This window comes from Streptomyces sp. SLBN-118 (assembly GCF_006715635.1).
Classification (GTDB): Bacteria; Actinomycetota; Actinomycetes; order Streptomycetales; family Streptomycetaceae; genus Streptomyces.
Window position 1 is genome coordinate 804,059 of record NZ_VFNP01000002.1, and the last position, 12,764, is coordinate 816,822.

The 12,764-nt window shown below is 71.2% G+C and carries 9 protein-coding genes; 3 read left to right on the forward strand and 6 right to left on the reverse strand.

The window, feature by feature from the left end; genetic code table 11:
• Positions 1 to 317: 317 nt before the first annotated feature.
• Complete coding sequence (locus FBY35_RS22155) at positions 318 to 1,337, reverse strand: zinc-dependent alcohol dehydrogenase family protein (RefSeq protein ID WP_142215740.1); 1,020 nt, start codon at positions 1,335 to 1,337, stop codon at positions 318 to 320.
• A 273-nt stretch (positions 1,338 to 1,610) separates the two neighbouring features.
• Here FBY35_RS22155 and FBY35_RS22160 point away from each other — a divergent pair, with 273 nt between their 5' ends.
• Together FBY35_RS22160 and FBY35_RS22165 are read left to right on the forward strand one after the other, a co-directional pair.
• A complete protein-coding gene (locus FBY35_RS22160; RefSeq protein ID WP_142215741.1) occupies positions 1,611 to 4,058 on the forward strand; it encodes a SpoIIE family protein phosphatase in 2,448 nt (815 codons plus the stop codon).
• Positions 4,059 to 4,249: 191 nt separating this feature from the next.
• Complete coding sequence (locus tag FBY35_RS22165; protein WP_142215742.1) at positions 4,250 to 5,638, forward strand: MFS transporter; 1,389 nt, start codon at positions 4,250 to 4,252, stop codon at positions 5,636 to 5,638.
• A gap of 75 nt (positions 5,639 to 5,713) precedes the next feature.
• Here FBY35_RS22165 and FBY35_RS22170 read toward each other — a convergent pair whose 3' ends face one another.
• The 4 genes from FBY35_RS22170 to lnt all read right to left on the reverse strand — a co-directional run bounded on the left by FBY35_RS22170 (position 5,714) and on the right by lnt (position 10,755).
• Positions 5,714 to 7,636 carry a GAF domain-containing protein gene (locus tag FBY35_RS22170; protein WP_142215743.1) on the reverse strand — a complete coding sequence of 641 codons (1,923 nt, stop codon included), beginning with the start codon at positions 7,634 to 7,636 and terminating at the stop codon, positions 5,714 to 5,716.
• Positions 7,637 to 7,714: 78 nt separating this feature from the next.
• Positions 7,715 to 8,530: a 3-hydroxybutyrate dehydrogenase gene (locus tag FBY35_RS22175; protein ID WP_142215744.1), complete on the reverse strand. Its 816-nt coding sequence runs from the start codon at positions 8,528 to 8,530 to the stop codon at positions 7,715 to 7,717.
• Positions 8,531 to 8,585: 55 nt separating this feature from the next.
• The gene (locus tag FBY35_RS22180; protein WP_142215745.1) at positions 8,586 to 9,068 is read right to left on the reverse strand and encodes an NUDIX domain-containing protein; all 483 of its coding nucleotides are present in this window, start codon (positions 9,066 to 9,068) and stop codon (positions 8,586 to 8,588) included.
• Between the two features lie 67 nt (positions 9,069 to 9,135).
• The gene (lnt, locus tag FBY35_RS22185; RefSeq protein WP_142215746.1) at positions 9,136 to 10,755 is read right to left on the reverse strand and encodes an apolipoprotein N-acyltransferase; all 1,620 of its coding nucleotides are present in this window, start codon (positions 10,753 to 10,755) and stop codon (positions 9,136 to 9,138) included.
• 269 nt (positions 10,756 to 11,024) lie between these two features.
• Here lnt and FBY35_RS22190 point away from each other — a divergent pair, with 269 nt between their 5' ends.
• Positions 11,025 to 12,104 (forward strand): O-antigen ligase, encoded by a 1,080-nt coding sequence (locus FBY35_RS22190; RefSeq protein ID WP_142215747.1) that lies wholly within the window; start codon positions 11,025 to 11,027, stop codon positions 12,102 to 12,104.
• A 44-nt stretch (positions 12,105 to 12,148) separates the two neighbouring features.
• On the opposite strand, the gene FBY35_RS22195 is transcribed toward FBY35_RS22190, so the two are convergent.
• Positions 12,149 to 12,715, reverse strand: coding sequence for a hypothetical protein (locus FBY35_RS22195; RefSeq protein ID WP_142215748.1), 567 nt, complete (start codon positions 12,713 to 12,715; stop codon positions 12,149 to 12,151).
• Positions 12,716 to 12,764: the final 49 nt, after the last annotated feature.

Consider the following 12,764-nt stretch of genomic DNA (forward strand, 5'->3'; position numbering starts at 1 on the left):
GGGCCCGGAAGCGGGCCCGGGTGGGGCTGAGGCTCCGGGGGCGAGGTCGGCGGCGGAGGGTCCGGCTCGGGCTGGGGCGGAGCCGGGGGCACCGGATCGGGCCCACCCGGGCCCGGCACCGGACCGGGCAACGGTCCCGGCTGGGGTCCGGGCCCCGGCGCGGGCGTCGGGTTGGGAGGTACCGGATCGTTGGGAAGCCTACCCACTGTCCTGCTCCATTCTTCGCGCGTCCAAGCCGGGCACACTGACCGGACGCGCCGCTCCATGTCCGGCTGGGCGGGTGCCCGGGCCGGTGTTCGGCAAACGACGGTGGTGGATCAGTCCATCACAAGTACGGCCACGCCCGCGATCCGTCCGGCCGCCAGGTCCTCCAGCGCCCGGCCGGCCCGTCGCATCGGGTAGCGGGTGACCCGCACCGTCGGTTGCAGCCGGGCCGCCTCGGCCAGGAAGGCGCGGCCGTCCTCACGGGTGTTGGCGGTGACGCTGCGCACGGTCCGTTCCTGGAACAGGTGCCGCTCGTAGTCGAGCGGCGGGATCGTACTCAGATGAATCCCGGCGATCGCGAGGGTGCCGCCGCGGTCCAGCGCAGCCAGCGCAACCGGCACCAGAGTCCCGGCCGGGGCGAACAGGATCGCCGCATCCAGCGGCTTCGGGGGCGCGCCCTCGCTGGCCGAAGTCGCCCCCAGCTCCAGCGCCAGCCTCCGCGCAGCCTGCGAGCGGGTGACGACATGGACCTCGGCGCCGCGGGCGATGGCCAGCTGGGCGGTCAGATGCGCGGAGGCGCCGAATCCGTAGATGCCGAGCCGGCCGCCGGGCGGCAGGTCTGCCCGCTCAAGCGCCCGGTAGCCGATGATGCCCGCGCACAGCAGGGGCGCGGCGTCCTCGTCGCTCCACCCTTCGGGCAGGCGGTAGGCGAAGCGCGCGTCCACGAGCAGGTGGTCGGCATAGCCGCCGTGGATGTCCCAGCCGGTGTAGCGGGAGCAGGGGCACAGATTCTCCCGCCCGCTCAGGCAGTAGCCGCACTGCCCGCAGGTCTCCGCCAGCCAGGCCGCGCCCGCCCGGTCGCCGACCCGGAAGTCCGCGGCGTGCGGCCCGGCGGCGATGACCTGGCCCACGACCTCGTGACCCGGCGTACATCGTGGCGCGTGGGGTGCCAGGTCGCCCTCGGCAAGGTGCAGGTCGGTCCGGCAGACCCCGCAGGCGCGGACGCGCAGCAACAGCTTGCCCGGGCCCGGCGCGGGCGTCTCGCGCTCGACCAGCCGCAGCGGGGCGGACGTGATCGGTCCGGGGTGCTCGACCACCCACGCGGATGTGGCCGCGGGGCTCGGGGATCCCATGATCGCCCTCCTGTCCGCGCACCGTTGCTTCCGGAGGCCTCACGCGACGCAGTGTCCTTCGCCTGCTCGATCGCCGGGGCGGCGGCCTGATCTCTGCCGGTGATCTGCTCAGCCACGGCGGCTCGTCGCTACTCGCTCTGCGCGAGCCGGAGCACCCCTCACCAGCATAGGAGCGGGCAGCCGGAGCCCACCACGACTCACAGCCGCCCTCCAGTGCGGAAATATAGACTTGATCCTGACATTTTGCTCTTTGATCACTCTTTGGTGCTCTCCATGGCGACACACAAGCCCGGCCCGTCGTCCGCCGAGCGGCCGAACGATGCCCACTCCCTTCAGCAGGCACTCGATGCGGTCCGGGTCGGGGCCTGGAGTTGGGACATCCGCACCGGCGACCTGATCTGGGACAAGGAGATGCCACAGGTCCTCGACATCGCCCCGGACTTCTTCGACGGGCGGATCGAGACCTGGCGGAACCTGATCCACCCCGAAGACCTTCCCGTTGTGCTGGCGCAGGCCGAGCATGCCCTGCGGGAAGGCGCCGAATACAACGTCAAACACCGGGTGCGCCGACCGGACGGCACCGTCGTCTGGGTTGCGGTCCGCGGCCGGATTGTCGTCGGCGAGGACGGCGCACCGGCCCGTATGGTCGGGCGGCTCTGGGAGACCAACGAGAGCCTGGTCGCCCTGGACTCGGTCGGCCGCGCCCTGCGGCACATGAGCGACGGATTCCTCGCGGTCGACACCGCCTGGAGGGTCCTCTACGTCAACGTCCTGGCCGAGCGACTCCTCGGCCCCTCGCGGGAACTCGTCGGGCGGACGCTGTGGGACATCCGGGAGGTCAATACGCCCGGCCTCGAATCGGCGTGCCGCCGGGCCGTTGCCGACCGCAGGCCGACCGGGCTGGATCTGCGGCTGCCCGTCGACGGCCGCTGGTATCACCTGCGGCTGATCCCCGTGCCCGACGGACTGACGGTCTATCTGACCGACGTCACCGAGCGACGCCGGGCGGAGGAGCAGCGTCTGGCGGCGGAACATGCGGCCGCCGAACGAGCCGCACGCATCGGGGAGCTGACAGCGGCGCTCGCCGAGGCACTCACCGCGGAGGATGTGGTGGCCGCGGCGGCCGAGCGGGTACTGCCGCTGTTCGGCGCGACCGGGCTGATCGTGCAAGCGCGTCAAAGTGGCCGGGTACAACCGGTCGGGTCAGTCGGATACCCGCGCGCATTCCTCGACGAGCTGGCCAAGGGCGGCATCCCGGCCGCCTCCCCCATCGAACTCGCACTGCACGACGGTATCCCGAGGTTCATCGACTCGATGGAGGAGATGAAGGCCGACTATCCGGAGATGGGCGTCCTGCCGGGCCTGAGCGGGAAGCAAGCCTGGGCCTTCCTGCCGCTGGTGGTCTCCGGCCGCGCGGTCGGCGGCTGTGTGGTCTCGTTCGACCGGCCCCGCCATCTCACCGGAGAGGAGCGCACCCTGCTCGTCGCGCTCAGCGGACTGGTCGCCCAGGCCCTGGAACGGGCCCGGCAGTACGACGCGGAGCACGGCCGGGCGCAGGCGTTGCAGCGCGGCCTGCTCCCCCGCGCGCTTCCGGCCCTCCCGGCCGTCACCGCCGCCGCCCGCTATCTGCCGGCCAGCGAGGGCACGCTCGGCGGCGACTGGTACGACGTCATTCCGCTCTCCGCCGACCGCGTCGCGCTGGTCATCGGCGACGTGATGGGCCACGGCCTCCACGAGGCCGCCACCATGGGCCGACTCCGCACCGCCGTACACACTCTGGCCGGTCTCGAACTGCCTCCCGACGAGTTGTTCTCCCACCTCAACGACCTGGTCAGCGAGCTGGGCGACGACTTCTACGCCACGTGCCTCTACGCCCTCTACGATCCCGCCTCCGGCGTCTGCACATTCGCCGGTGCCGGACACCCGCCACCGGCGGTCGTCCACCCCGACGGCACGCTGCACTTCGCCGACGTCGCCGCCAACCCGCCGCTCGGAGCTGCCACGCCGCCCTTCGAAACCACGGAGCTGAAGCTCCCCGAGGGAAGCCTCCTGGTGCTCTACACCGACGGTTTCGTGGAATCCGCCCGGCGCGACATCGACAGCGGAATCGAGCAGTTGGCCAAGGCACTCACCGTCGGCCTCGACGGCGCGCGGGGCGCGGACAGGTCCCCAGTCCGCGAGGCCCCACCACGTCCCCGGCCAGGAACCCCCCACCGCCACTCCGAAGCCGGGCATCTCGAACGGCTCTGCGAATCGCTCGTCTCCGCTCTCCTGCCCGCCCAGGAGGAGACCAGCGACGATGCCGCTCTGCTCATTGCCCGCACCCATATCCTCCCGGCCGACGACATGGCGTCCTGGCCCCTGCCCGAGGACCCCGCTGCGGCCGGAGTGGCCCGCGGCCATGTCCGGCATCAGCTGGGCCAATGGCAGCTCGACGATCTTGTCGCGACCACCGAGCTGATCGCCAGCGAACTGGTGGGCAATGTGGTGCGGCACGCGAAAGGCCCCGTCCGGCTGCGCCTGCTCCGGAGCCGGACGCTCATCTGCGAGGTCTCGGACGGCAGTCTCACCACACCCCGCATCCGCCGTGCTCTGGACACCGACGAGGGCGGCCGCGGACTCCAACTGGTGGCCGCACTCAGTCATCGCTGGGGCACGCGTTACACCTCCGAGGGCAAGTGCATCTGGACCGAGCAGCCATTGCCCGAGCCCGTGCGGTGACCCACCGGGCCGACCCCCCGCGCAAAGGTCGACGGCCTGTCACGGTCGAGAGGGCAGCGAGGCCCCTCATAGGGGCTGCACGCACTCCGGGCGACGTAAGTATGGTGTCCCACCACATGTGCCCGTAACCTGCGCGTTTCTACGGTGTGGCGACACAACGACATCCTCGCCCCCGCCCGGAAGTGGTGACCATGGCCGCCTCGGCATCCGCCCCACCAGCCCCCGCCCCCAGCTCACTCAAGCGCATCGTCGCCGCGAGCCTCATCGGGACCACCATCGAGTGGTACGACTTCTTCCTCTATGGATCGGCCGCCGCGCTCGTCTTCAACAAGCTGTTCTTCCCGGGCTCCGATCCGCTCGTCGGAACCCTGCTTTCCTTCCTCACCTACGCCGTCGGGTTCGCCGCCCGCCCGCTCGGCGCGCTGGTCTTCGGGCACTTCGGCGACCGGCTCGGCCGTAAGAAGCTGCTGGTGCTGAGCCTGCTGCTGATGGGCGGGGCGACCTTCGCAATCGGACTGCTGCCGACGCATGCCACCGTCGGGACCGCCGCGCCCGTCCTGCTCACCACGTTGCGGCTGGTGCAGGGATTCGCGCTCGGCGGCGAGTGGGGCGGTGCCGTGCTGCTCGTGTCCGAACACGGGGACGCCAAGCGGCGCGGTTTCTGGGCTTCATGGCCTCAAACCGGCGCTCCCGCCGGGCAGTTGCTCGCCACCGGAGTGCTCTCCGCGCTGACCGCTCTGCTGTCGGACGCGGCCTTCACCTCATGGGGCTGGCGCATACCCTTCCTCCTCTCCGGTGTGCTGGTGATCGTCGGCTTGTGGATTCGTCTCTCTGTCGATGAATCACCGGTCTTCAAGGCCGCGCTGGCACAGGCAGAGGTACGCCAGGCCGCGGCCGGGCAGGCCGAGAAGATGCCGCTCGTCGCCGTGCTGCGGCACCACTGGCGCGATGTGCTGGTCGCGATGGGCGCACGCATGGCGGAGAACATCAGCTACTACGTCATCACCGCTTTCATCCTCGTGTACGCGACGACTGCCGTGGAGATGAGCAAGCAGACCGCGCTCAATGCCGTACTCATCGCCTCCGCCGTGCACTTCGCGGTCATCCCGGCGTGGGGCGCGCTCTCGGACCGGATCGGGCGCAGGCCGGTGTATCTCATCGGCGCGATCGGCGTCGGCGCCTGGATGTTCCCGTTCTTCTCGCTCATCGACACCGGCAGCTTCGGCAGTCTGCTGCTCGCCGTCACGGTCGGGCTGGTGTTCCACGGAGCGATGTACGCACCGCAGGCCGCCTTCTTCTCCGAGATGTTCGCGACGCGCATGCGCTATTCCGGTGCCTCCATCGGCGCGCAGTTCTCCTCGGTCGCGGCCGGTGCCCCGGCGCCGCTGATCGCCACCGCGCTGCTCGCCGACTACGACTCGTCGACCCCGATCGCCCTGTATGTCATCGCCGCGGCGCTGATCACGGTGGTGGCCATCGGGTGTGCGCGAGAGACCCGGCAGCGAGACCTGAACGCCGTCGAGGCGGAGCCGGTGGAGGAAGCGCCCGCCGCCCGCTCGGCGGATATGCGCACCGCCTGACGGACGCAGGACGAACAACTCCCGTCTGCCGCGCGAACTCCCGAGAAGGGGGTCCGGCGCGGCGGCACGTTCGGCTCAGCGAGCGACCGAGGCGGACATCGCGTGCAGACGAAGCGCCAGCTGGATCTCGAGCGCACGGCCCGGTGACTGCCAGTCCGGGCCGAGCAGCCGGCCTATTCGCTCCAGGCGCTGGGCCACGGTGTTCACATGAACGTGCAGATCCTCCTTCGTACGGGCAGGGCTCATGCCGCTCGCGAAGTACGCGTCGAGCGTGCGCACCAGGTCCGTGCCGCGCTTGCGGTCGTAGTCGACGACCTCGCCCATCGTCCGCTGGACGAAACCGTCGATGTCACCGGGGTCGGCGAGCAACAGGCCGAGGAAACCCAGGTCCTGTGCCGCGGCCCCCTGCCCTGAGCGGCCGAGCAGACGCAGGGCGTCGAGGCAGCGGCGCGCCTGCTCGTACGCCCCCGCTATCGGGCCGGGATCGCCGGCGGGCGCTGCCACCGGCGAGGAAGCGCCGACGGTGACCAACTCCCTGAGCGTGCCGCCCAGTTGTCTGGCTGTCTGGCGGGCGAGGTCGGAGGCGCTGTCGCGAGGGCCGAGCGGCAGCAGCAGGACGGCGCCGCCGTCGCGGGCGGCCGACAGACCCGAGCGGGTCGCGGCCAGATGCGAGGCGGCCGACCACAGCCGCTGGCGGTCCGCGGTCTCCCGTTGCGCGGTGGCCGCGGCCGCATCGCTGCCGCGTGCCCCGGCGTCCCGGCCTGGGCAGTCCGTGCCCGGTGCGTCGATCCGGGCGGCCAGCACCACATGCGGCACGTCGAGATCGGCGTGCAGCCGGGCCGCCCGTTCGCGCAGCAGCCGCGGGTCCCGGTCCGCCGCATCGAGAAGGTCGTCGAGCAGTTCGCCCCGGACCCGCTGTTCCGCCTCGTGGGCGGAGCGCCGGGCGAGGAGCAACAGTGAGGTGACCATGGCGGCGCGCTCCAGGGTGCGCTGGTCGACGGGGTCGAGGTCGCGGTGGCCGCGGAGCATCAGGGCTCCCAGCAGCTCACCGCCCGCTGACACCGCTGCCACCCAGTCGTCCCCGTGCCGTATCGCGCGCCCGTCGGCGCCGGTCACTTCGAGGTCTTCATCCGTGAACTCGACTGTGCCGTCGAGGACTTCGGAGAGCGCGGCAGCCACATCATGGACCCCGCCACCGCGCAGGACGACCTCGGTCAGCCGGTCGTGGACCTCCGACGCGCGCTCGATGACGCCACTGTGGTCCCGGATGATCTGGTTGGCCCGCTCCAGCTCGGCGAGCGCGGAACGGGTCTCGGCCAGCAGGTTGGCGGTGTCGATGGCGACGGCGGCATGTGCGGCGAACGAGGCCAGCAGGGCTACCTGTTCCCGTTCGAACACTCTCGCGCGGCGGTCCGCCGCGAAAAGCACGCCGATGACCTGGCTGCCGAGCATCAGCGGCACTCCGAGAATCGCGACCAGGCCTTCGTCACTGACGGCCGTGTCGATCGCCCTGGTGTGCTCGAAGCGGGCGTCGTCGAAATAGCTGTCGGTGACATACGGCCGTGCGGTCTGGGCGACAAGCCCGCCGAGCCCCTCCCCCATGCCCAGCCGCAGCTGCTGGAAGCGCGCCGAGACCGAGCCTTCGGTGACGCGCATATAGGTGTCGCCCGCAGAAGGGTCGTTCAGGCTCAAGTAGGCGACCTCGGTGCCCAGGAGTGAGCGGGCGCGCTGCACTATTGCGCGCAGCACGGCATCGAGATCGCGCAGTCCCGCCAGGTCGTGCGCGGTCTCGAAGAGCGCGGACAGCTCGGCCTCACGCCGTCGCCGTCCCTCCAACTCGGCTCGCACCCGCAGCGCGAGCTGCTTGGCCTGGTCGAGTGCGGCGAGCTCGTCCGGTCCGGCGCCGCTCGCGCGGGCGAGCAGCAGCGGCCGGTCGTACGCCTCGGCGGCGGCGCCGCGAGCGAGGAGCTCCAGGTAGGAGGCTTGATCGTGGGACATGGACACAGGATTACCTGCCGTACGGGTGGTCGCACCAGACCTGTGGACGACGAAGCCGTTGTGGACAACCTCGTCACGCTAGTGAGCGGTCCAGCCGCCGTCGAGGGTGAGTGAGGTGCCGGTGATGAAGGACGCCTGCGGGGTGCACAGATAGAGCACCGCTTCGGCGACCTCCTCCGGCTCGATCAGCCTCTTGATCGCGGAGTCCTTGAGCAGTACGTCGGCGAGCACACGCTCCGCGGCCATGGAGTGGGCAACCGCCTGGTCGGCGATCTGCCGCTCGACCAGGGGCGTGCGCACATAGCCGGGATTGACACAGACCGATGTCACTCCGTGCGGGGCGCCTTCGAGGGCCGCGGTCTTGGAGAGCCCCTCCAGACCGTGTTTGGCAGCCACATACGCGGACTTGAAGGCAGAGGCGCGCAGCCCGTGAACGGAGGAGATATTGACGATGCGGCCCCACCCCTGCGCGTACATGTGCGGCAGTGCGCCCCTGATCAGGCGGAACGGTGCCTCCAGCATCACCGTGAGCACGGTGTGGAAGACGTCCGGCGGGAACTGCTCGATGGGCCGGACCAGTTGCAGCCCGGCGTTGTTCACCAGGATGTCGGCGCCGGCCGCGGCCGCCTCGGCCGCGTCGAGATCGGTGAGATCCAGGACGTCCGGTTCGACGGCGCCCGCCAGCCCGTCGCAGTGCGCGGCAAGGGCCTCGAGCCCGTGGGCATCCCGGTCGACCGCCCTGACCTTGGCTCCGGCGGCCGCCAGCCGCAGCGCACACGCGCGGCCGATACCGCCGGCCGCGCCGGTGACGAGTGCCGTACGGCCGCCGAGATCGAGGTCGACCGAAGGCGCGGGGAGGTGGGGTGCGGGACCTGGTGTGGTGGGGGCGGTCATGCTTCGCACCCTAGGCAGTGATGATCCGCCGACCGATGTGGTCAGCGCCCATACTTCACTGCTCGGTGGTGGGTTGGAACCATGCAGGACCCTCGGTCAGGGCCTGCTTGATCCGGAAGCGGGCGAAATCCTTGAGTTCGGGCAGCATGTCCACAGAGAACCATCCCACCTCCAGCGACTCGTCGTCGTTGACACGCGCCTGTCCGCCCACCGCGCGACAGCGGAAGGTGATGTCCATGAACTGGCACCGGTCGCCGTTGGGGTAGGTGATCGGCTTGGGCAGCCCATGGACGAGCACGACCCGTTCGGCGACACAGCGCACCGCGGTCTCCTCGTACACCTCGCGCACCGCCGTCACGGCCGGCTGCTCCCCCGGCTCCGGAATTCCGCCGATGATTGCCCACTTGCCGGTGTCGGCACGTCTGCCGAGCAGCACGCGGCCCTTGTCGTCGAAGACGACCGCGCTGACGCCAGGCAGCAGGAGCAGCTGATGGCCTGCACCGGCCCGGATCTGGCGGATGAAATCAGGGGTTGCCATGTACTCGACCCTAATGGGCGTCGGCCGTCCTCACCGGCGGAGACATCCTCGCGGGCGTCACCGTGTCCTACCCGGCCTGGAGCGTGTCCTGCTCGGCCTTCCGCAGCCTGCGGTCCCCGGCCGAACGCGCGACGGCCCACCCGAGTCCACCGGCCGCGACCAGCACCAGAATCCCCTCGGGCCAGGTGGCGAGCCGGGTCGCGGGAGTCAGCGAGGAACGCAGCGGCACCGCGGCGACCAGCGCGTCCGGCGTGAACATCCGGGTCTTCTGGACGATCTTCCCATCCGGCAGGATCACCGCGCTGACGCCACTGGTGACGGGCACGACGACGGAGCGCCCGTGCTCGACGGCCCGCACCCGTGACATCGCCAGCTGCTGATAGGTCATCTCGCTTCGACCGAACGTGGCGTTGTTGCTGGGTACGGAGATCAGCTGCGCGCCGTGGGTGACGGTGTCCCGCGCGGCGTCGTCGAACGCCGCCTCGAAGCAGGTGACGAGCCCGACCTTGGTACCCGCCAGATCGAAGACACCCACGGTGTGACCCGGGCCGAAGTCACGCCGTACCCGGTCGACGTCGGCGCTGAAGAGCCGCACGAAGGAGCGCATCGGGATGTACTCGCCGAACGGCTGCACATGACGCTTGTCGTAGGTGTTGACGGGCCCGCGCGCGGGGTCCCATTCGATCAGGGTGTTGCGGAGCTTGCCGGTGTCGGGAGTGACCACGGCGCCCACGACGGTCGGCACCCCGATCGCCTTCACCGCGTCGTCGATGACGACCTTGGCGTCGGCATTGCGGTACGGGTCGAGATCCGAGGAGTTCTCGGGCCACAGCACGAAGTCCGGCTTCGCCGCCTTGCCCGCCTTCACCTCGGCGGCCAGCTGCTGGGTGCGGCGGGCGTGGTTGTCGAGGACGGCGCGGCGCTGGGAGTTGAAGTCGAGCCCGAGGCGCGGCACATTGCCCTGGATCGCGGCGACGGTCGCGGTGCCGTCCTCGGCGGTGTCGTCGACGAGCGGCAGGGCGGCGAGGCTCCCGGCCACCGGGACGAGCACGGTGAGGACGGCTGCGAGAGCCGCACCGCGCGGCAGTTCACCACTGCGCCGGTAGGCGAGAACACGGCGCACCGTCTCGTACAGACCGAAGCCACACAGGACGACCGCGAAGCTGAGCAGCGGCGTCCCTCCCACGGCGGCCAGCGGCAGAAAGACGCTGTCCGCCTGGCCGAAGGCGATCTTGCCCCAGGGAAAACCACCGAACGGCATCCGCGCGCGGGCCGCCTCGCCCACGATCCACACGCCGGCAGCCCACACCGGCCACAGGGGCAGTCGGGACACCGCGGCAATGCCCATGCAGGCAAGTGCGACGAAGACCGCCTCCGCCGCGGTCAGGGCGAGCCACGGCAGGGCGCCGACCTCCTCGCCCGTCCACACGAGCAGGGGCAGCAGAAAGCCGAGGCCGGTGAGGTAACCCAGACCGAAGGCGGGCCGCAGCCTGCGCCCGTACAAGGTCCACCCGAGCAGGGCGAACGCGGGCAGGGCCAGCCACCACAGGGGCCGCGGCGGGAAGCTCAGGTAGAGCATCACCCCGGACAGCGCGGCGGCTCCCGGCCGTACGGACCGGCGCAGCAGCGGTCGGCCTGCGGCGGTGGCGGGCTGTGGGGTCTCGACGGAGGTGATGGTGACGCTCACCCAGCGGAGTCTACGGTGGTTGGCTGTACTCCCGGCAGTCCGGCCCGATCACCGGCCGCGAATGCCCTCCGGATCACCCGCCCCTGCAGCGGGCCGGATCGCCTGACGCGTCGGCTGGCCGAGCGTCCTGCCGCCAGCGCTGCCGCAACGTTCCTGCGCAACCCATCCACAAACCCCCGCATCTGCCGTTACCGTGTGCGCCAGTCCCTGCCAGCCGATCCGGTTCGGCTGCTGCGGCAGGGCCCGTCACAGGTCGGGGGGTCGACGGGATGGCTCCACCGGACAGCCGGTCGGCTGCGCGCGAGCGCGGCAGCGCGACCGACGTCGCCGGCGTCGTCGTCCTCAGTGGATGCGTCGTGTGGTCGCTCGTGAGCGCGGCCGGGCGCGAGGCACGGCCTGAGGGCGTGCTGCTCGCCGTGTTCGCCGTCGCTGCGGGCTACGCCTGCGGGCGTATCTGCGGCACGCTCCTGCCGGTCGCCGCCCCCGGCGCGGCAGCGCTCGCGGCCCTCGGCCTGGCGATCGCCTCACGGCAGGGCGTTCCCGGTGCGAACCCGGGCGCGCCCACCCAGCCAGGTCACACCGGGGCTGCCGCCGCCCTGCTGGTACTCGCCGCGGGCGCTGCCTGCTGCGCAGCCGCGGCGGCTCGCCCGCCTGTGCTGCGTCTCGCCCTGCGGCTGCTTGCTCTCGCCGTCGCCTCCACAGCGCTGGCGCTTGGCTGGGTGACCGGGTTCGCCGCTGCGATCGGCGTGCTGCTCTGTTCGCTCGCGGCGGCCCGGATGCGCTGGCGGACCCTGGCGCTCGCGGGCCTCGCCGTCGCCACCGGCCTCGTCGTCGCCATCTCGTGGGGCGTGGCCGAGGACTCCCTGCCGCAGGGGCTCACGGTCTCGCTGGAGGGTCAGCTGACCCAGAACCGCGTGGCGCTGTGGCAGGACGCGGTCGCCCTCGCCAAGGAGAATCCGGTACGGGGCGTGGGCCCCGACCGCTTCGGCACGCTCAGCACCACAGCCCAGCAGTCGCTGGGTTCCGACGGCAAGCCGCACTCGGCGTCGCTGCAGCAGGCGGCCGAGCAGGGTGTGGTGGGGGTGGCTCTGCTGGGGGCGGTGTTCGGCTGGTTGTTGTACAGCTTGTGGCGCTCGCCCCGGTCCACGCCGGTGGTGCTGAGCGCGGGCGCCACGTTGACGGCACTGGCGTTCCTGGCGAGCGTCGGCAACGCGCTGAGCTTCACACCGGTGACGGCGGGCGCGGGGCTGCTCGCTGGTCTGGCGACTGCGCGCATGGCGGGCGAGGGCAGCACCCGAGCGCAGGGGCATCCGGCACGGCAGAGGCACGCGGACAGCCGGGTGCGCTAAGTCGTACGGGGAGGTCGAGGGGGAGCCTCGCTCCCACCGCAGGCTCAGGCCTGGCCGGTGCGGGCCGGCCCCGCGCCGGCCAGACCGAGGCAGTGACGGATCGCCCTGACTGCCTCTTCCGCGTCGTCGACGGTCACCGTGAAGATCCTTCCGTCGCCCAGCGTGACGACGATGCCCTCACCACGGCGTACGACCACGGCCGTGCCCTTCTCGGGGCGCCAGCGATACCCCCAGCCTCCCCAGTGCCGCGGATTGACCTTCGGGTCGAACTCCGCGCACACGACATGGGAGAGCGGGATCCGTCGCCGTGGCAGGCCCATGTAGCCGCAGCGCACCTCGACAGCATCGCGGTCCACCTTTACCGCCACATGGACGAAGGCGAGGGTCCCGAACAGGATGAACAGCCCTGCCGCGACACAGCCGATCACGGACATCAGCAGGGCGACGATGCCCGAGGTCCAGGTGGAGTCGACGGCGAGCTCGACACCCAGCGCCATGCAGGCCGCACCCGCCGCGGCGAGCAGCCACTGAAAGCGGTTCGTCGCGCGCCCGGTCCAGACCGCCGGCCGCGGCTCCACGGTGGGCGATGAGTCGTGGGGGTGCTCCGTCATGGACGCAGAGTACCGGGCTTCCGGCGGCTCAGCAGGAACTCGGGAGTCG

What these genes read in the sequence shown, in the direction of transcription:
- FBY35_RS22155 (WP_142215740.1), bottom strand. Translation starts at nt 1,337, where the DNA reads ATGGGATCCCCGAGCCCCGCGGCCACATCCGCGTGGGTGGTCGAGCAC.
- FBY35_RS22160 (WP_142215741.1), top strand. Translation starts at nt 1,611, where the DNA reads ATGGCGACACACAAGCCCGGCCCGTCGTCCGCCGAGCGGCCGAACGAT.
- FBY35_RS22165 (WP_142215742.1), top strand. Translation starts at nt 4,250, where the DNA reads ATGGCCGCCTCGGCATCCGCCCCACCAGCCCCCGCCCCCAGCTCACTC.
- FBY35_RS22170 (WP_142215743.1), bottom strand. Translation starts at nt 7,636, where the DNA reads ATGTCCCACGATCAAGCCTCCTACCTGGAGCTCCTCGCTCGCGGCGCC.
- FBY35_RS22175 (WP_142215744.1), bottom strand. Translation starts at nt 8,530, where the DNA reads ATGACCGCCCCCACCACACCAGGTCCCGCACCCCACCTCCCCGCGCCT.
- FBY35_RS22180 (WP_142215745.1), bottom strand. Translation starts at nt 9,068, where the DNA reads ATGGCAACCCCTGATTTCATCCGCCAGATCCGGGCCGGTGCAGGCCAT.
- FBY35_RS22190 (WP_142215747.1), top strand. Translation starts at nt 11,025, where the DNA reads ATGGCTCCACCGGACAGCCGGTCGGCTGCGCGCGAGCGCGGCAGCGCG.
- FBY35_RS22195 (WP_142215748.1), bottom strand. Translation starts at nt 12,715, where the DNA reads ATGACGGAGCACCCCCACGACTCATCGCCCACCGTGGAGCCGCGGCCG.